Source organism: Actinocorallia herbida (genome assembly GCF_003751225.1).
Taxonomy (GTDB): Bacteria; Actinomycetota; Actinomycetes; order Streptosporangiales; family Streptosporangiaceae; genus Actinocorallia; species Actinocorallia herbida.
The window spans coordinates 9,155,744-9,174,309 of record NZ_RJKE01000001.1; the positions used below are offsets into that span (position 1 = coordinate 9,155,744).

16 protein-coding genes are annotated in these 18,566 nt (G+C 69.4%); 13 read left to right on the top strand and 3 right to left on the bottom strand.

Annotation, left to right across the window (positions count from 1 at the left end; all coding sequences use genetic code 11):
• The first annotated feature begins 194 nt into the window (after positions 1-194).
• From EDD29_RS41725 to EDD29_RS41745, 5 genes are all read left to right on the top strand, one after another.
• Positions 195-3,089 carry a transglycosylase domain-containing protein gene (locus EDD29_RS41725; protein ID WP_123669653.1) on the top strand — a complete coding sequence of 965 codons (2,895 nt, stop codon included), beginning with the start codon at positions 195-197 and terminating at the stop codon, positions 3,087-3,089.
• A gap of 132 nt (positions 3,090-3,221) precedes the next feature.
• Positions 3,222-4,796: a hypothetical protein gene (locus EDD29_RS41730; RefSeq protein ID WP_123669654.1), complete on the top strand. Its 1,575-nt coding sequence runs from the start codon at positions 3,222-3,224 to the stop codon at positions 4,794-4,796.
• Positions 4,797-6,086: 1,290 nt separating this feature from the next.
• Positions 6,087-6,929, top strand: coding sequence for a D-alanyl-D-alanine carboxypeptidase family protein (locus EDD29_RS41735; protein ID WP_123669655.1), 843 nt, complete (start codon positions 6,087-6,089; stop codon positions 6,927-6,929).
• A gap of 28 nt (positions 6,930-6,957) precedes the next feature.
• On the top strand, positions 6,958-7,341 hold the full coding sequence (locus EDD29_RS41740) for a guanyl-specific ribonuclease (RefSeq protein WP_123669656.1): 384 nt from the start codon (positions 6,958-6,960) through the stop codon (positions 7,339-7,341).
• A 7-nt stretch (positions 7,342-7,348) separates the two neighbouring features.
• The gene (locus tag EDD29_RS41745; RefSeq protein WP_123669657.1) at positions 7,349-7,903 is read left to right on the top strand and encodes a barstar family protein; all 555 of its coding nucleotides are present in this window, start codon (positions 7,349-7,351) and stop codon (positions 7,901-7,903) included.
• On the opposite strand, the gene EDD29_RS41750 is transcribed toward EDD29_RS41745, so the two are convergent.
• Complete coding sequence (locus tag EDD29_RS41750) at positions 7,900-8,685, bottom strand: deoxyribonuclease IV (protein WP_123669658.1); 786 nt, start codon at positions 8,683-8,685, stop codon at positions 7,900-7,902. The genes EDD29_RS41745 and EDD29_RS41750 overlap by 4 nt on opposite strands.
• Before the next feature lie 143 nt (positions 8,686-8,828).
• On the opposite strand from EDD29_RS41750, the gene EDD29_RS46050 reads away from it, so the two are divergent.
• From EDD29_RS46050 to rplI, 5 genes are all read left to right on the top strand, one after another.
• Positions 8,829-8,966, top strand: a complete 138-nt coding sequence (locus tag EDD29_RS46050; RefSeq protein ID WP_170201777.1) for a hypothetical protein — start codon at positions 8,829-8,831, stop codon at positions 8,964-8,966.
• Positions 8,967-9,092: 126 nt separating this feature from the next.
• Entirely contained in the window at positions 9,093-9,383 is a 291-nt protein-coding gene (rpsF, locus tag EDD29_RS41760; RefSeq protein WP_123669660.1) for a 30S ribosomal protein S6, read from the top strand.
• 58 nt (positions 9,384-9,441) lie between these two features.
• Entirely contained in the window at positions 9,442-10,008 is a 567-nt protein-coding gene (locus EDD29_RS41765) for a single-stranded DNA-binding protein (RefSeq protein WP_123669661.1), read from the top strand.
• 67 nt (positions 10,009-10,075) lie between these two features.
• The gene (rpsR, locus tag EDD29_RS41770) at positions 10,076-10,312 is read left to right on the top strand and encodes a 30S ribosomal protein S18 (protein ID WP_123669662.1); all 237 of its coding nucleotides are present in this window, start codon (positions 10,076-10,078) and stop codon (positions 10,310-10,312) included.
• Between the two features lie 16 nt (positions 10,313-10,328).
• Positions 10,329-10,769 carry a 50S ribosomal protein L9 gene (gene rplI / locus EDD29_RS41775; RefSeq protein WP_123669663.1) on the top strand — a complete coding sequence of 147 codons (441 nt, stop codon included), beginning with the start codon at positions 10,329-10,331 and terminating at the stop codon, positions 10,767-10,769.
• 104 nt (positions 10,770-10,873) lie between these two features.
• Here rplI and EDD29_RS41780 read toward each other — a convergent pair whose 3' ends face one another.
• Entirely contained in the window at positions 10,874-11,062 is a 189-nt protein-coding gene (locus EDD29_RS41780; RefSeq protein WP_123669664.1) for a hypothetical protein, read from the bottom strand.
• A 67-nt stretch (positions 11,063-11,129) separates the two neighbouring features.
• Positions 11,130-12,458 carry an MATE family efflux transporter gene (locus EDD29_RS41785; RefSeq protein WP_123669665.1) on the bottom strand — a complete coding sequence of 443 codons (1,329 nt, stop codon included), beginning with the start codon at positions 12,456-12,458 and terminating at the stop codon, positions 11,130-11,132.
• A gap of 228 nt (positions 12,459-12,686) precedes the next feature.
• On the opposite strand from EDD29_RS41785, the gene EDD29_RS41790 reads away from it, so the two are divergent.
• The 3 genes from EDD29_RS41790 (at position 12,687) to EDD29_RS41800 (ending at position 18,515) form a co-directional block, all read left to right on the top strand.
• On the top strand, positions 12,687-16,223 hold the full coding sequence (locus EDD29_RS41790) for a replicative DNA helicase (RefSeq protein ID WP_123669666.1): 3,537 nt from the start codon (positions 12,687-12,689) through the stop codon (positions 16,221-16,223).
• Positions 16,224-16,341: 118 nt separating this feature from the next.
• Complete coding sequence (locus EDD29_RS41795) at positions 16,342-17,400, top strand: hypothetical protein (protein WP_148086275.1); 1,059 nt, start codon at positions 16,342-16,344, stop codon at positions 17,398-17,400.
• A gap of 275 nt (positions 17,401-17,675) precedes the next feature.
• Complete coding sequence (locus EDD29_RS41800) at positions 17,676-18,515, top strand: aldo/keto reductase (RefSeq protein ID WP_123669668.1); 840 nt, start codon at positions 17,676-17,678, stop codon at positions 18,513-18,515.
• Positions 18,516-18,566: the final 51 nt, after the last annotated feature.

Below are 18,566 nucleotides of genomic sequence, written 5' to 3' on the forward strand. Positions count from 1 at the left end.
AACTCCGCAAGCCGCCTCATTCCTCGCAACGGTGAAGGAACGGTGTGGGCTATACCGCACCGGTGGAGTGGGCCCCGTCGGTACGATGACCCGTTAGACACCTGACGCTGCTGGGCTTTGCCCCCCGCCAGACCGGCCCCGGCAGTGCCGCCGTGTGGGGTCCCCCGGCCCCGCACCCCAGCTGAAGAGGTCGTGTGAGTAATCCGCCGTATGGATCCGGTGGCCCCTCAGGGGACCTGCCGGAGGACGACTGGTTCCGGCCGGCGCCGCCCCAGGGGCGCGAACAGATCTACCGCGAGTCCCAGTACGGTAACTCCGCGCCACCGACACAGTACGGTGCGTACGACGAGTACGGCGACCAGAGCGGCTTCGCCGACCAGAACGGGTACGTGCCGGCGCAGCAGGGCTACGACGATCACACGTCCTTCGACGCCGCGGGCGGTCAGGCCTTCGGCCAGCAGTACGACGGCCAGGGATACGGCGACCAGGGGTACGGGGACCACTACGCCGACCAGACCTACGCCGATCAGTCTTACGCCGCCCACCAGAACGGCTACGAGGCACATGACGGCTACGGCGCGGACCCGGCCGTCACCGTCCTCGACGGCGGACCGATCCAGGTCGACAACCCGCCCGGCGTCGACGTCGGCGACGACGGCGGCCGTGGCGGCGGCGGCCGTGGCCGTGGCCGGCGCGGCAAGGGGGGCGGCGGCAAAGAGGGCTGGAAGAAGTACGTCCCGAATTGGAAGATCGTCGCCGCGGTCTGCGCGGTCGGCCTCGTCGCGATGCTGGGCCTCGTCGGCATCGGCTACGCCTCCACCCCGACCCCGGACCTGACCAACTCGGCCAACCTCCAGGAGGGCGTGGACTTCCAGCGCACCTCCGTCTACTGGGACGGCAAGAAGGGCAAGGAAAAGGTCATGTTCAGCATGGCCGCCAACCGGGAGGACGTCGAGCTCGCCGCCGTGCCCGTCCATGTCCGCCAGGCCGTCATGGCGGCCGAGCAGCGCGGCTTCGAGACCGACCCCGGCATCTCGATCAAGGGCATGACGCGTGCCGCCATGAAGACCGTCACCGGCGGCAGCGTCGAGGGCGGCTCGACGATCACCCAGCAGCTCGCGCGCAACCGGCTGAACACGCTGAGCACCGACCGCAGCGTCACCCGCAAGGTCAAGGAGATCTTCACCGCCCTCAAGCTCGAGGGGAAGTACTCCAAAGACGAGATCATGAAGAACTACCTGAACACGATCCCGTTCGGCCGGAACGCGAGCGGGATCCAGGCGGCGTCCAAGGCGTACTTCTGGAAGGACATCAGCAAGCTCTCCGTCGAGGAGGGCGCCATGCTCGCCGCGATGATCCAGCAGCCGGGTTACTTCTGCGGGTGGGACGACCCGAAGAAGGAAGACCTGCCCTGCCACACCGCGCTCGTCGATCGGTGGAACTACGTGCTCAACGGCATGGTCACCGAGGGCTGGCTCGAAAAGGGCAAGCGGGACGCGATGAAGTTCCCGAAGGTCAAGGAGAACGCTGCCCCGCAGTCCGACAGCCAGCAGGCCTACATCCTCGACCGGGTGCTCAGCGAACTGGGGCAGATCCCGGACTTCGACGAGACGGCGGTCACCACCTCCGGTGGATACAAGATCTACACCAGCCTCAACCCGAAGCTGATGGACTACGCCGAGGAGGCCGTCAAGAAGGCCGGCCCCGACGCCACGCTCTCCAAGAAGAACGAGAAGATCATCCGTTCGGGCCTGGTCGTGGTGGACCCGAAGGACGGCTCGATCGTCGCCTTCTACGGCGGCAACCCGAAGCGCAACATGCCGAACGCGGCCCTGGTCGACCAGCCGCAGATCGGTTCGTCGTTCAAGCCCTACGTGCTGGCGACCGCGCTTTCCGAGGGCTTCAACGTCAAGTCCCTCATCGAGGGCCGCGGACTCATCTGTCTCGACAAGACCACCGGTGACGTGATCGCGGACGCCAAGAGCGAGACGGTGTGCCAGGACCAGCGGGGCGGCTACTGGATGCGCAGCGCGCACAGTGAGGGCCAGGCGATCACCCTGGTCAAGGCGACCGAGCAGTCGATCAACTCCTCGTTCGTCAAGCTCGGCATCAAGGTCGGCCTGGACAAGGTGATCGCGAAGGCCAAGGACTTCGGCCTGCCGACCGAAGGCATGGATCCGGCCAACCCGAGCCTCTCGCTCGGTGTCTCCAACGTCCCGGCCATGTACCAGGCCGCGGGCTACGCCGCGTTCTCCAACGGCGGCACCGCGTACACTCCGCACCTGATCACCAAGATCACCCACAAGGACAGCGGCACCGGCAAGGAATCCGAAGTCCCTCTGCCCTGGAAGAAGAAGCAGGTCCTCACCGAGGACCAGGCGGCCCAGGCCACCGAGGCGATGAGGGCGGTCGTCACCAGCGGTACCGGTAAGGAGGCACGGCTCGTCAACGGCCAGCCCGCCGCGGGCAAGACCGGCACCACCGACGAAGGGGCCGCCACCTGGTTCGTCGGCTACACGCCGCAGTACTCCGCGGCCGCGACGGTGTACCACCAGAAGAGCAAGTCGATGGAGCCCTATATCGGGGAGTCCGCCTCCTACGGTGGCCACTACCCGGCGCTCATCTGGAAGGCCTTCATGGACAAGGCCTTGGCGGGTTCGGACCTCGAGCAGTTCCCGACGCCCACCTACACGGGCGACACGATGAAGTGGGACACGCTGAAGCCGAAGCCCACCAAGACCGACAAGTGCGGTCCGATCGAGCAGATCATGAACCAGTGCGAGAACAACGGGCACGGCGACGGTGGCGGCGGTCAGCAGGACCTGCCGGGCTGCCAGGTCGGCCAGCTCCCGCCCGCCTGTGACGCGACCAAGCCGCCGCCCGGCACCGAGAACGACCCGCCGGACTGGTTCTGCGTCGCGCACGCCGACTACCCGGCCTGCGCCACGCAGGACGGCGGCGACCAGGCCCACGTCGACAACGACGGCGACGGTGTCACCGCCGACCAGGACCCGAACGACTACGACCCGAACGTCCCGAACCAACAGAACAACGGCCAGGGCCAAGGCAACAGACAAACAGCGCAATAGCCTCAAGGGAAGGGCCCGTGCTCCGGAGCACGGGCCCTTCCCCCTTTCCCGCCGCCACCGGGCAGGGCTGAGGTGCGGGGGTTTGGCGGTGTTTACAGGGGGCAGAGGGCGGGCGTGGTAGAACGCCTCAGTATGAAGAGGCTGATCCCTCGGAGGGCTGACCGGACCGCGGCAGGCGCGTGGCTGACCGCCGCGCTCGCGGTGGCCTGGTTCTCGATCGTGGCGATCCGGGTGATCCCGCACGACGGGCCCTGGCCGGACTACCTGACCCGCTGGAACCGCTGGGACGCCGACCGGTTCTGGTGGCTCGCGACCTACGGCTACAGCGGCGGCCCCCCGGACGTCTACGACCCGGAAAGCTGGCCCGCCTTCTTCCCCGGATACCCCCTGGTCATCCGGTTCGTGGGCCTCGTCGTCTCGGACTACCGCGCCGCCGGCCTCCTCATCTCCCTGCTCGCCGGCCCCGTCGTCGCCATCGCCCTCTCTCGCCTGACCGATCTCCCCACTTCCACCCCCACCTTCCTCCGCCACCGCATAGGCGCCCCCCCATCCCGCACCTCCGCCCTGGACGGCTCCTCCGAGCGCGCTCCCGGTTCAGGACGCACCCGCGATCACGCCGGGAAACACCCCTCGGATCGTGCGGGCGGGGCCACCGAGCGCACTTCCGGATTCGTCGCTGGGCGGGACCGGGACCACGCCGCCGAGTGGATCCCGGATCGCGGTGCCGAGCATGCGTCCAGCGGGTCCGGGCGTGCCTCCGGGTTCGGTGCGGAGAGCGCCGCCGAGCGGGCTTCGGGTGGGGTCTCCGGGCGGGTCGGTGAGCGGACTGCCGAGTTCGGGGCCGTCGGGGTGGGCACCGAGCGTCCCGGGTCCGCGGGGGCCGCGGAGCGGCGGAGGGGCGCGACCGCGCCAGGCGGCGCGGATCTGGACGCGGGCACGGAGGAGCGGCCGGAGGCCTGGTGGGGCAGGCCCGGCTTCCTCGCCGTGCTGGCGATCATCACCAGCCCGTGTGCGGTGTTCCTCTTCGCCGCCTACTCCGAGGCGCTCTTCCTCGCCCTGGCGCTGCCCGCCTGGCTGCTCGCCAAGAAGGGGCGCTGGGAGTACGCCGCGCTTCTCGCCGCGGCGGCCTCGGTCGTCCGGATCACCGGCCTGTTCCTCGCACTCGCCATGATCGTCGAGTTCCTCGTCGGACCGCACGGCCGCAAGGCCCGCAACTGGCGCAAAGCACCCTTCCTTATCGCCCCCTTCGTCTCGATCGCCGCCTACATGGGCTACCTCTGGTACGAGACCGGCGACATGATGGCCTGGCAGCACGCCCAGGAGAAGGGCTGGAACCGGCAGACCGTCATGCCGTGGGAGTCCTTCAAGACGACCTGGGTCAACGCCTTCCAGATCCAGTCGGAGTGGACGAACGCGTTCCGCGTCGAGATCGCCGCGGCGGCCGTCGGCGTCCTCCTCGTCGCCTGGCTCCTGCACCAGCGCCAGTGGCCCGAATTCGTCTATGTCGCCACCCAGCTCGCCGCCTTCATGACGTCGAGCTTCTACCTCTCCATCGGCCGCGCCACCCTCCTCTGGTTCCCCCTCTGGATCGTTCTCGGCCACCTCATGTCCCGCCACCGCTGGCTCCTCGCCGTCTACCTGTCGATCTCTCTCCCTTTGATGGTCGCTTTCACCGCCTCCTTCACCCAGGGCCAGTGGACCGGCTGACCCCACCCGGACGTCACCTCCTCAGGAGGGGTACGGGGGCTCAGGCGCTGCGGGGCCGGTGGACCGGCCGACCCCACCCGAACGCCACCCGGCCCGTCCCGCGCACGCCTCGTCCCCGGGCCGCCCCGCTCCCAAGAGCCGTCGGTCCATGGCGGCGCCTGTGGGCGCTGGCCTGGCCCATGGCCCAGGCCCTGGGCGCCTGGGGGCGCGGGGCTGGCATCGGCCCGGTCCCGGCCCCCCGGCGTCCGGCGTCCGTGGGCTCGTCCATGGCCTTGGGCCCCGGGCGGCCTGTAGGGGGTGGCTAGAAGAGGCTGCGGCGGTCTCGGGGGCGGGTCAGGCGGGTTATGTGGGTGGCGATCTGGCTGAGGTGGGCGGGGGCAGGGGTCCAGCCGGAGTTCTGGAGGATGGTGAGCCAGGCGGAGAGGTAAGGGCGCGGGGGCGGTGCGGAACTCCGCGGTGACGGGGAGGACGCGCCAGCCGGCTTCGGCCAGGACGGCGTGGCGAAGGGCGTCGCGGGTGCGGTTGGCACGGCCGGTGTGGAAGGCCTCGCCGTCGTATTCGAGGGCGCTGCGGTACTCGGGGTGGCCCAGATCGAGGCGGTAGCCGGTCGGGAGGGCCGGGACCTGGCAGGACGGCTTGGGGAAGCCCGCGTCTATGACGACCCCGCGCACGAGCGACTCGCCGGGGGATTCGGCCCCGGGATCGGCCATCCGGATGACGGCGACGGCCTGGGCGGTGCCCCGGCCCCGTGCGCGCCGTGCCCGGCCCGCCAATGCCTCCCGGCCGACGCCCAGGGCCAGTGCCTGGTCGACGACGGCGAGCGCGTCATATCGGGGGAGCTCCCGCGCGCAGTCGAACACGGTCCGCTCCAGGGTGGTGAGCACCCGCCCGTCCCTCTCCGTGAGATCCGGCGACGGCAGGGGCGCGCCGCGCGGATCGGGCAGCGCGACGTCCAGCGGAATCGCCTCCGCGGGGCGGCGGGGCACCGCGAGCCCCCACAGATGGGCGGCCGTGCGCAGCCTGAGGACGGCCCCGGGCTCGGCGGCACCGAGCCGCCGCGCCCGTTCGGCGAGCGGCCCCCGCCCGCGCAGGCTGACGAACGCGAACCGCGATCCGGGCATCGAGAACAACGTCGTTTGCGTCATGCCCCCAGCATGCGCTCCGCGATCGCCCCGCAGCGGACGGCGATCGAATCTGTGGACAACTTTCTTCGAGCCCGTGCGGTTTGCGTGATGTCAGTGTCGGCTGACAAGGTGGCGACCGTCCTGAACCGAAAGATCCGGGAGCGTCGTGCGCAAGCTGATCGCCGCCGTGGCCGCCGGTGCGGCCCTCGTCGCCGTCCCCGCAGCCCCTGCCGCCGCCGCTCCCGACGTGACGAAGCCGCCCTCGTCGATCAAGGCGGGGGCGGGTCTGCTCAGCCTCAACGGCAGGACGATCTGGAAGAGCAAGGCCGACACCAAGCGCCCGATCGCGAGTCTCACCAAGGTCATGACGGCCATCGTCGTGCTCCGCACCGAGACCGATCTGGACCGGCCGATCAAGATCAAGCGGAAGTACACCACGTACGGCGACAAATGGGGCGCGACCGAGGCCCGTCTCGTCGTGGGCGACCGCGTCAAGGTCCGCGACCTGCTCTACGGCACCCTCCTGGAGTCCGGCGCGGACGCCGCGGCCGCCCTCGCCGACACCTACGGCCCCGGATACGACGGGTTCGTCAAGAAGATGAACGCCGAGGCCAAGCGGCTGGGATTGGCGAACACCAAGTACGCCAACTTCGACGGCCTGCCTTACCCGTCGCAGTATTCGACGTACTCGACGGCCGCCTCGCAGGTGAAGCTCGGCCGGTACGCACTGCGCTTCCCGACCCTGAAGAAGATCTTCGCCACGAAGAAGATCACGGTGCGCAGCCTGAACGACCGTTCTTACACCTGGAAGAACACCAACACCCTGATCGGCAAGTACGAGGGCGGCCTGGGCATCAAGACCGGGTACACCTCGAAGGCCGGGTACTGCCTTCTGTTCGCCGCCCAGCGCGGCAAGAAGATCCAGATCGGCGTGATCCTCGGCGCCCCCACCGCGAGCCGCCGCTTCACCGACGCCACCCGCCTGCTGAACTGGGGATTCGGCATCTGACGCGGCGTCCGCCCTAAGATCACGCACCGTGATCACAGCGATACGCGCGATCCTCCCCGTCCTCCTCCTGCTGTCCGTCCCGGCCTGTGGGTCTTCGACGACCACCGTCCGCACCGCCGTCCAGACGACGGTCGCGCACGCGACGATCGAGTTCGCGGATCTCCCCAGAGCAGCCCAGAAGACCCTGACCCTCATCGCCGCAGGCGGCCCCTACCCTTATCGACGGGACGGGTCGGTCTTCGTCAACCGGGAGAGGCTCCTGCCGGCACACCCCCGTGGGTACTATCGGGAGTTCACCGTCGCCGCGCCCGGCCAGCACTACAGGGGGCCGCGGCGGATCGTCGTGGGCGAGGGCGGAGAGCGCTACTACTCGCCCGATCACTACCGCACATTCCTGCGGATCACCGGCTGAGGAAGGCATGCAGGGGCTCGAAGACGTGATCGCCGGCCAGGGGACGCCCGGCGTCTACCGCTGGGAGATCGACCCGGCGGAGCTGTTCCGCACCGTGCGCAGGGCGCCGTCTCCGGCGACCCCCACGAGGACCCCCGAAGGGCGGCTCGCGCTACCGCTGGCGATGAGCGGCGGCCATACCGACGTGGAGATGCCGCCCTGGCTCATCGCCGCGGAAGACGGCGGGTGGGAGGTCTTCGGCCTGGGCCCCGCCGAAGACAAGGACGCGTTCTTGGCGCACGTGGGCGAGGTGCTGGAGTTCCCCGAGTACTACAACGCCCATAGCTGGGACGCCTGCTACGACCTGCTCACCGACATGGAATGGCTGCCCGCCCAGGTGGGCTACCTGATCGTCTGGCCGGGCTGGCGCGAGCTGTCGGAGGCGGCGCCCGAGGTCTTCGCGACCGCGCTCGAGGTCTTCGGCGACGCCGTCGAGGCGTGGGCCGAGAGCGAGACCCCGATGTTCGTGCTGCTCCCGGCCGGTCCGGGCGAACTGCCCGGCCTCCCCGAACTGGACGGCTAGCCCTCCGCGGCCGTCAGGGACTCGCGCAGCCACGCGATGTCCTCGGCCTGCCCCTCGCCCGGCGTCTCCACGACGATCGGGGCGGCGGCCTCCCGGCAGACGGCGAGGATCAGCTCGGGGTCGATCTGGCCCTTGCGCAGGTTGGCGTGCCTGTCGGCGCCGGAGTCGAACGCGTCGCGGCTGTCGTTGCAGTGGATCAGGTCGATCCGGCCGGTGATCGCCTTGATCCGGGTGACGGCGTCGATCAGGGCCTCTCCGCCCGCGTGCGCGTGGCAGGTGTCCAGGCAGAAGCCGACCTTCTCCGCCATCCCGTCGACGCCGTCCAGGGTTTCCCAGAGCTGGGCGATCCGGTCGAACCGCCGGGCCATGGCGTTGCCGCCGCCCGCGGTGTTCTCGATCAGCAGCGGGACCGGGCAGTCGAGCCGCTCGAAGACCTTGCGCCAGTTGTCGAACCCGACCTGCGGGTCGTCGGTGTCGCCCAGGTGGCCTCCGTGCACGATCAGGCCCTTGGCGCCGATGGCCGCGGCGGCGTGCAGGTGCTGCTGGAGCAGCTTGCGGCTGGGGATGCGGATCCGGTTGTTGGTGGTCGCCACGTTGATCCGGTACGGGGCGTGGACGAAGACCTCGACGTCCGACGCCGCGATCGCCTCCGCCAGCCCGTCCGGGGCGACGGGGGCCTTGAAGCTCTGGGGATCGCCGATGAAGATCTGGACGACCTCGGCCCCGACCTCGGCCGCGGCCTCGATCGGATCGAGTGCTCTGACGTGGGCTCCGATGCGCATACGAGTCAGATTATCGGCGAGTCCACAGCTTGGACCCCGTTTTGTCACCCGCAGAGGCTAGAGTCGAACACGACTTCGATAGGGAGGAGGACCGGATGGTAGAGGAGACGGCGAGGCACGCCGGGCGGTCTGCTGAGCAGGGTGTGAATGAATTCGCACAGCTCGACGACCACGCGCTGATCGACGAACTGTCCACCTTGACCACCCAGACGGCGCGCATGCGCGCCCGGATGTTCGACCTCATGGCCGAGCTGGACAGGCGGCGCGCCAACGCGGCATGACGACCTGCGACGCGCTGGTACTGTGGTCCGGTCCCGTACTGTGCGCAGAGCACGGACGGGCAGGCAGCTAGCCCTCCTGTCACGGACACGCCGTGACCGCATCAGTCCAGAGGAGGTAGGGACCTCATGCGTCGCTACGAAGTCATGGTGATCCTCGACCCGTCGCTCGACGAGCGCGCGATCACCCCCACCGTCGACCAGTTCCTGAACGTCGTCAAGACCGGCGGCGGATCGGTCGAGAAGGTCGACGTCTGGGGCCGTCGGCGCCTGTCGTACGACATCCAGAAGAAGTCCGAAGGCATCTACGCCGTCGTCGACCTCACCGCGGAGCCCGCGCTGGTCAAGGAGCTCGACCGCCAGCTCAACCTGAGCGAGTCGGTGCTGCGCACCAAGGTTCTGCGTCCCGAGGTCCACTAGTCCTCAGCGACTAGTCCTCCGGCGACCGGCCCCACACTCCAGGCGGGAGCGATAACCCATGGCAGCAGGCGACACCACGATCACCCTCGTCGGCAACCTCGTCGAGGACCCGAACCTGCGGTTCACCGCGTCCGGGCAGGCCGTCGCGTCCTTCCGGGTCGCGTCCACGCCGCGTTTCCTGGACAAGGCGACCAATGAGTGGAAGGACGGCGAAAGCCTCTTCCTCACGGTCAACGTCTGGCGTCAGGCGGCGGAGAACTGCGCGGAGAGCCTCCAGCGCGGTATGCGCGTGATCATCCAGGGCCGCCTCAAGCAGCGCTCCTACGAGACGCGCGAAGGCGAGAAGCGCACCGTCTACGAGATCGAGGCCGACGAAGTGGGCCCGTCGCTCAAGAACGCCTCGGCCAAGGTGACCAAGACCTCCCGTCAGGGCGGTGGCGGTTTCGGCGGCGGAGGCGGCGGCGGTTACCAGGGCGGCGGCGGAGGCGGCGGCTACCAGCAGGGTGGCGGCGGCGGTTACCAGGGCGGCGGAGGCAACTCCGGCGGCCAGGCCCCGCCCGCTGACGACCCCTGGGCCACCAGCGCCCCGTCCGGCGGAGGCTACTCCGACGAGCCCCCGTTCTAAACGAAGTATTCTGTCCATGATGTCCATTCCTGCATAACGCAGGGCTCTGCACTCTAGGAGCACCACGATGGCCAAGCCACCGCCCCGCAAGCCGAAGAAGAAGGTCTGTCTGTTCTGCCAGGAGAAGATCTCCTACGTGGACTACAAGGACACGACCCTCCTCCGGAAGTTCATCTCCGACCGCGGAAAGATCCGCGCTCGCCGGGTGACGGGCAACTGCACCCAGCACCAGCGTGATGTCGCTACGGCGATCAAGAACGCTCGTGAGATGGCGCTGCTCCCGTACACCTCGACCGCTCGCTAGGAAGGGGACGAACATAATGAAGCTCATCCTCACCCAGCAGGTGGCCGGCCTCGGTGCGCCGGGCGACGTCGTCGAGGTCAAGGACGGCTACGGCCGCAACTACCTCGTGCCCCGCCAGTTCGCGATCCTGTGGACCAAGGGCGCCGAGAAGCAGATCGCCGTGATCAAGAAGGCGCGCGCCGCCCGCGAGATCGCGACGTTCGACCAGGCCAAGGAAGTCGCCGACTCCCTCAAGGGCCTCAAGGTCGTCGTCAAGGCCCAGTCCGGCAAGAGCGGTCGCCTGTTCGGCGCCGTGACCGCCGGTGACATCGCCGACGCCGTCAAGGCGGCCGGCGGTCCGGACCTCGACAAGCGCCGCATCGAGATCTCGAACCCGATCAAGACCGTGGGCGCCCACCAGGTCACCGTCCGTCTCCACTCGGAGATCGGCGGAACGGTCAACCTGACCGTCGCCTGACGCTCACCAGCAGCCGCGCGAGGCCCGCATCCGCATCGGATGCGGGCCTCGCTCGTTTCCACGCCGTCCCGTCTGTGTGCCGTCCTGATCTCCGAGATGCCCCGTCAGTTCTCGATGACGGCTCGGCGGGTGCGGCGCCGGGCGGACTCCGGGTCGATGCCCTCCACGAGTGTGAAGATGTGCTCGACGCGCTCGGCGAGCAGATCAGGTGGCAGGCCGGCGAGACCGTGCGCCGACAGCTCGTCGATCGCCTGGCTGAGCCGGGCCAGCCTTTCCCCGTGTGGTGAACGCATGTTCGAAGTCTAGCGCGCCCCACTGACAATTCGAGCATGTTTTCGAATCGGGAGTCCGGGGCAGCTCTCAGCGGACGGCGCCCGTCACGAGCCAGCGGCCGGAACGCGCGCGGAAGGCCAGCGTGCCGAGCCGGATCAGCATCCACCAGCCGAGGGAGACCCACAGTGCGACGATCCCGTGGTCCGCGGCGAGCCGTACCGCCGGGACGAACGCCGCGAAGGTCGCCACTCCGGCCCAGGCGAGGTAGCGCATGTCGCCCGCGCCGATGAGGACGCCGTCGAGCACGAACACCAGGCCGCCGAGCGGCTGGATGAGCGCGACGACCACGAGCGCGTGCAGCAGCAGCGCAGAGACGGAGGGGGAGGCGTCGAACAGAGGGGGGATCGCCGTGCGGGTGGCCAGGAGCACGGCGCCGAACGCGCACGCGGCGCCGAGCCCCCACCAGAGCATCCGGCGCGTCACGGCGCGCGCCCTGGCGACGTCCCCGGCCCCCAGATGACGCCCCAGCAGCGACTGCCCGGCGATGGCCACCGCGTCGAGCAGGAACGACGACAGCATCCAGATGCGGGAGCTGATGCCGTAGGCGGCGGCCACATCAGTGCCCTGATGGGCGGCCGCCCTTGTGGACAACACGAGCGTCGCCTGGAGCGTCACCGTACGGATGACGAGGGCGAAGCCGGAGGCCGCGGCCGTGCGCAGACCCCGCAGGTCGGGCCGCAGCCCTGCCCGGTGCTTTCGTGCGAGGGAGACGACCGCGCCCAGGTAGACGAGTCCGCCCGCGGTCTGCGCGGTGACGGTGCCCCACGCCGATCCGGCGATGCCCCAGTCGAGGACGAGCACGAACAGCACGTTGAGCCCGAGGTTCAGGGCGAACATGGCCACCGAGACGGCCAGGGGGAACCGCCCGTTCTGGAGGCCGCGCAGGATGCCCGTCCCGGCGAGGACGACGAGCATGCCGGGGGCGCCCAGGAGAGCGACCCGCAGGTATTCGGTCGCGTAGGGGTTCTCGCCGAGGAATCCGACGATGGCGGGGGCGAGGGGCACCCCCGCGGCGACGATGAAGGCGCCGAGGATAAGCGCGAGCCAGATGCCGTCGACGCCCTGACGGGTCGCCTCTCGGCGCCGTCCCGCGCCGACCTGGCGGGCGACGGCGGCGGTCGTGGCGTAGGCGAGGAAGACGCAGCACCCGACGACCGTCGCCATGGCCTGTCCGGCGATCGTCAGCCCGGCCTGTTGCGCGGTGCCGAGCCGTCCGACGATCGCGGCGTCGGAGAGCAGGAAGAGCGGTTCGGCGACGAGCGCGAAGAATGCCGGGATCGCGAGCCTGAGGATCTCTCCGTTGAGGCCTCCGCCGCGCGCGGTGTCGAGGTTTTCTCGAGGGTTTTCGTCATCCACAGGTTGTGGATCGTACTTCCGCAGCTCAGGGCCTCATTTCGTGATCTGGCAACGCGGTTGTCCCCAAGTTGTCCACAGGTTATCCACAGGCTGGGGGGACCTCTGCACAGGTCATCCACAGGGTTATCCACAGGGCTGAGTTGGAGTCGCTCCGCTTCGGTCCGAGAATGTCAGACGGTCGGGTTAGAACGGTGGGGCAGGTCTGCCCGGAGAGCGGAGGTGTGCGGGGTGAGCATCGCCGAGATCCCCAGGCAGGAATCGGAGTTCGAGCGGGTGCCGCCGCACGACCTCAATGCCGAGCAGTGCGTGCTGGGCGGCATGATGCTGGCGCAGGACGCCATCTCCGACGTGGTCGAGGAGCTGCGCTCCAACGACTTCTACCGGCCCGCGCACCAGGTCATCTATGACGTCATCCTCGATCTGTACGGCCGCGGCGAACCCGCCGACGCCGTCACCGTCGGGGCCGAGTTGACCAAGCGCGGCGAGCACACCCGCACCGGCGGCGCCCCGTACCTGTTCACGCTCATCAACTCCGTGCCCACGGCCGCCAACGCCGGGTACTACGCCAAGATCGTGCAGGAGCGCTCGGTGCTGCGCCGCCTGGTCGAGGCGGGCACCCGCATCGTCCAGCTCGGCTACACCGCGGGCGCCGACGCCGACGATCTGCTCGACCAGGCCCAGGCCGAGGTCTACGCGATCGCCGACAAGCGCTCCGGCGAGGACTACCTCCAGCTCGGCGACATCATGCCGGGCGCGCTCGACGAGATCGAGGCGATCGGCAGCCGCGACGGCTCGATGGTCGGCGTGCCCACCGGCTTCACCGATCTCGACGCGCTCACCAACGGCCTGCACGGCGGCCAGATGATCGTCATCGCGGCCCGGCCCGCGATGGGCAAGGCGCTGGATCTCGACACCCCGCTCCCGACCCCCGCGGGCTGGACCACCATGCGCGCCGCGGCCCCGGGCGATCTCCTGCTCGGCTCCGATGGCCGCCCCGTGGCCGTCACCGCGATCAGTGAGGTGATGGAGGGCCGCCCCTGCTTCGAGGTGGAGTTCTGCGACGGCGCCAGGATCGTCGCCGACGCCGAGCACCTGTGGACGACCCTGGAGTCCTCCGGCGTCGAGGCGGTGAGGACCACGGCCGAGATCGCGGCGTCCCTTCTCGCCTCCGACGGTTCGCCGGCCCATACCGTCGCCCTGCACGCTCCGCTGGTCCTGCCATCGGCACCCCTCCCCGTCGCGCCTTACGCCTTCGGCGCGCTCGTCGCCTCCGCCGCGGTCGCCTCACCCGTCGAGGGCGAACTCGCGATGCGCGTCGAGGGTGCGCTCGCCGGTCGTCCACGGCCTGGGGAGAACGAACTCGCCGCGGACTCCGGGCTCCCGAGCGCCTACCTGCGCGCTTCCGCGCCGCAGCGCCGCGCCCTCCTCGCCGGAATCCTCGACGCGGCGGGTCTGTCCCGCCCCGACGGCACGATCACCCTGCCCGCGCTTCCCGCCGCCCTCGCCGACTCCGTCGCCGAACTCCTGGCCACCCTCGCCCACCCCTGCACCCGGCGCCCGGCCCTGCCCGGCGAGACCGGGGAGCGGGCGGACATCGTGTTCGTCACCGACGAAGAGGTCTTCCGGGACTCGGTGAAGGAGCGTGCGCACAAGGAGGCGCGGCGGGAGGCCGGGCCGGTGGCCGGCGAGCGGCGGATCGTCGCGGTACGGCCGGTGCCGTCTCGGCCGGTCAAGTGCGTGCAGGTGGACGCGGCGGACCGGCTGTACCTCGCTGGGCGGCGCATGGTGGCCACCCACAACTCCACGCTCGCGCTGGACTTCGTGCGGGCCGCGTCCATCAGGCACGGTCTGACCTCGGCGTTCTTCAGCCTGGAAATGGGCCGGAACGAGATCACGATGCGTCTGCTGTCGGCGGAGGCGCGGGTGGCGCTGCACGCGATGCGCTCCGGCACCATGAACGACGACGACTGGACCAGGCTCGCCCGCCGCATGAGCGAGGTGGCCGAGGCTCCCCTCTTCATCGACGACTCGCCCAACATGTCGATGATGGAGATCCGCGCCAAGTGCCGCCGCCTCAAGCAGCAGCACGACCTCCGCCTCGTCGTCATCGACTACCTCCAGCTGATGTCCTCCGGCAAACGGGTCGAAAGCCGCCAGGTCGAGGTCTCGGAGTTCTCCCGCTCCCTGAAGCTCCTCGCCAAGGAGCTCCAGGTCCCCGTCATCGCCCTCTCCCAGCTCAACCGAGGCCCGGAACAGCGCACCGACAAACGCCCCATGGTCTCCGACCTTCGCGAATCGGGCTGTGTCACCGCCTCCACCAGGCTGATGCGCGCCGACAACAACGAGGAGGTGACCATCGGGGAACTGTTCGCCAGCGGTGCGCGGGACATTCCCGTGTGGGCGCTGGACGACCGCCTCAAGTACGTGCCCAGGACGCTCACCCATGCGTTCTCCAGCGGCCACAAGGAGGTCTTCCGGGTCACGCTGTCGTCGGGCAGGCAGGTCGAGGCGACGATGAACCACCCCTTCCTCACTTACGGCGGCTGGCGGGACCTCGGCTCGCTCGCCGTCGGCGCCCGCGTGGCGGTGCCGCGGCACGTTCCGCCGCCGCTCAACACCGCCCGGATGGACGACGACGAGATCGTCGTCCTCGCGCACCTGATCGGTGACGGCTCCTTCGTCAAGAGCCAGCCGATTCGCTACGCCAGCACGGATGAGGCATGTCTCGGTGTCGTGGAGGAGTCGGCGGTCCGCAGGTTCGGCGTGCGAGTGCGCAGGGACGACCACGTGGACGCCCGGGTGACGACGCTCCGGCTGGCCTCGCCGCATCACCTCACGCACGGTTCGCGCAATCCGATCGCGGAGTGGCTGGACAAGCTCGGTCTGTTCGGCCTGCGCTCGGCCGAGAAGTTCGTGCCGCATCCCGTCTTTTCCCTGCCGAAGGACCAAGTCGCGCTGTTCCTGCGCCATCTGTGGGCGACCGACGGTTGCGTGTGGTGGGACGACAAGAGCGATATGTGCCGGGTGTACTACGCCTCGTCCAGCCGTCGCCTTGTGGACGACGTCGCGCGGCTGCTGCTCCGTTTCGGCATCATCACGCGGGTCAAGACCTCCCGGAAGGAGGGGTACGAGCCCTCTTACCAACTGCACATCTACGCCGCGCCGAACCAGCTGGCGTTCTTCGAGCACGTCGGCGTGCACGGGGCCCGCGGTGAAGTCGCGCGGGAGGCGGCTCCGCGCCTGCGAGCCAAGCGGGCGAACACGAATCGTGACACGGTTCCCGTCGAGGTCTGGGACGACGTCAAGACGATCCTCACCGAACGCGATATGAGTCACCGGGAGTTCGCCAGGGCGCTGGGTACGAAGTTCTGCGGCAGCACCCAGTGGAAGCACGCGCCGGGACGGCAGCGCCTCACCCGGGTGGCGGAGGTGCTGGAAAGCACCGAACTTGAACTGATGGCGACCAACGACGTGTTCTGGGACGAGATCGCCTCGGTCGAGAGCATCGGCGTCCAGGAGGTCTTCGACGCGACGGTCATGGGCCTCAGTAACTTCATCGCCAACGGCATTGCCCTGCACAACAGCATTGAGCAGGACGCGGACATGGTGATCCTGCTGCATCGTGAGGACGCGTACGAGAAGGAGTCTCCACGGGCGGGGGAGGCGGACCTGATCGTGGCGAAGCACCGTAATGGTCCGACGGCGACGGTCACCGTGGCCTTCCAGGGGCACTACAGCCGGTTCGTCGACATGGCGACGGGGTAGCCGGCCCGGTCATCGTCTTCGGTGGGGCGGCCTGGTGAGGTCGGCCTGCCGGGGGCGGTGAGGATCTAAGTATGAATACCTATATGCCGCTTGCGTCGGGGCTTCTACTGTTCGTCCCATGTTGCTGAAGCGGGTGGGTGTCGTCGTGGTCGCGTTCGGCGCTGTGGTGTGGGTGGGTGCGGAGGCCCCGTGGGATGACGGGAACGACCGGTGGAAGCTGGTGGCCGATGAGGGATCGGTCGTGTTCGGGGAGGTGGTCGCGACCGGGGAGCGGGAGGCGTGGGCGTTCGGGTGGGAGAAGGTCGGCATCAAGGCGTGGATGCCGATGGCGGACGGGCCGAACCGGCCGACGGCGTTCCACTGGGACGGGAAGGACTGGGCGGAGCAGGAGCTTCCGGTCGAACGCGGGGAGATCGGCTCGGTCGTCGCCGTCTCGCCGTCCGACGTCTGGGCGCTCGCCGGCACCGACGACGGCGGCACCTCGGCCCTGCACTGGGACGGCGGCGCCTGGACGGTCGCCAGGACGTTCCCCGCAGATGAGGGCTTCTTCACCCTGGCCGCCGCCGGTGGCGATGTCTGGCTCCTCGGCGACCACACGGCCTGGCACTACGACGGTGCGGCCTGGTCGCAGCGGGAGATCCCGTTCGACGCCTTCCGGGCGAGTGCCCGTGCCGCCGACGACGTCTGGGCCATCGACATCACCGCCGCCGCGGTCCACCGCTTCGACGGCAAGGACTGGGCGGCCGTCGACGTCGCCGATGCGCTCCCGACCGAACCTCCCCCGGCCGATGACGCCCCGCCCAGCCCGGAGGGCCCGCGGTTGGACTCCATCACCGCCGACGCGTCAGGTGTCTGGATCACCGGAGAGATCGGAGTCTCGCCCTTCCTGCTGTTCCAGACGGACACGGGATGGCGCAGCGAGGACATCTCCGAAAAATCCGGCCGTATGACGCACTCGGAACACCCCGTCGCGGACGGCGTCGGCGGCCACTGGTTCCTCGGCTCGACCGACGTCAACGGCTATGACTCCGCGCTCGCCCATCGGGACGCGAAGGGCGGGTGGACAAAGGTTCCGTCCGGTGGCGAACTGTCGTCCCTGTCGGTGTTCCCGGGTGGACCGCTCTTCGCGACCGGAGCGATCGGCGGCGCAGGGGGAGTCTTCCGCAGCCTGCGCTGAGCACCCTCGACCGGACGGCCCGGGGTGGGTTCCGGTGTCGTGTGACCGCACCACACGACACCGGAACGGTGTCTCCCCGACACCTGCCGGCGAACCGGCCGCGGTCACAGTGTGGCCGGGTGGAGACAGGTGATCATATGGGGGTAAGGAAGGAAAAACCGCTTGGCTAATGCGGCGAATTGTCAGTTATCGCAGGTCTTGATGCGCTGAGCTGGGATGACTCCCGGCTTACTCTTGCGACGCGGGATGTCGGGGACCGGGGTAAAGTCGCCGTCATGTCGTTCGGGATGTTCTTCATCGGCAGTGACCTTCCGGTGCACCGGCTCGGTTTCGGCACCGCGCGGTTCGTCGGCGACGGCCTCTTCGGGCCGCGCGGCGAACGCGCGGACGCGGTGGCGCTGCTGCGCCGCGCGGTCGAGGCCGGGGTCGATCTCATCGACACCGCGGGTGATTTCGGGCCGGGGCTCGCCGAGGAGTCGGTGGCCGAGGCGCTGCACCCGTATCCGCTCGGCCTGATCGTGGCGACGAAGGGCGGCGTCACCCGCACGTCGGCGACGGAGTGGCACATCGACGGCAGGCCGCAGGCGCTGCGCGCCGCCTGCGAGGGCAGCCTCTCCCGGTTGAAGCTCGACACGATCGACCTGTTCACGCTGAGCCGGATCGACCCGCAGGTTCCGCTGACGGAGCAGCTCGGCGCCCTCGTTGAGCTCCGCGAAGCAGGAAAGATCCGGCATATCGGATTGGACGGCGTGTCGGCCGCGCAGCTCCGCGCCGCGCTGGAGATCACCGAGATCGTGTCGGTCCGGCAGCGTTTCCACCTGTTCGACCGCACGGCGACCGCCCTGCTCGAACTGTGCGAGGAACGCCGCATCGCGTTCCTGCCCTGCACCGGGGACGCCGCCCGCAAGGCCGCCGAGCACAAGATCGTCACCGACATCGCCCGCCTCCATGACGCGACGCCTGCTCAGGTCGCCCTGAACTGGCTGCTCCACCGCTCGTCGGTGCTCATCCCCACCCCGGGCACCTCCTCGCCCGAGCATCTCGCCGAGAACCTCGCCGCCGCCGAGCTCGAACTCTCCCCAGGGCAGCTCGGCACCCTCGACGCCCTCCTCTGACGGCCCGCGCACCCCGCCGATGATCACGCACGGTCACCGGATTCCGGGGCG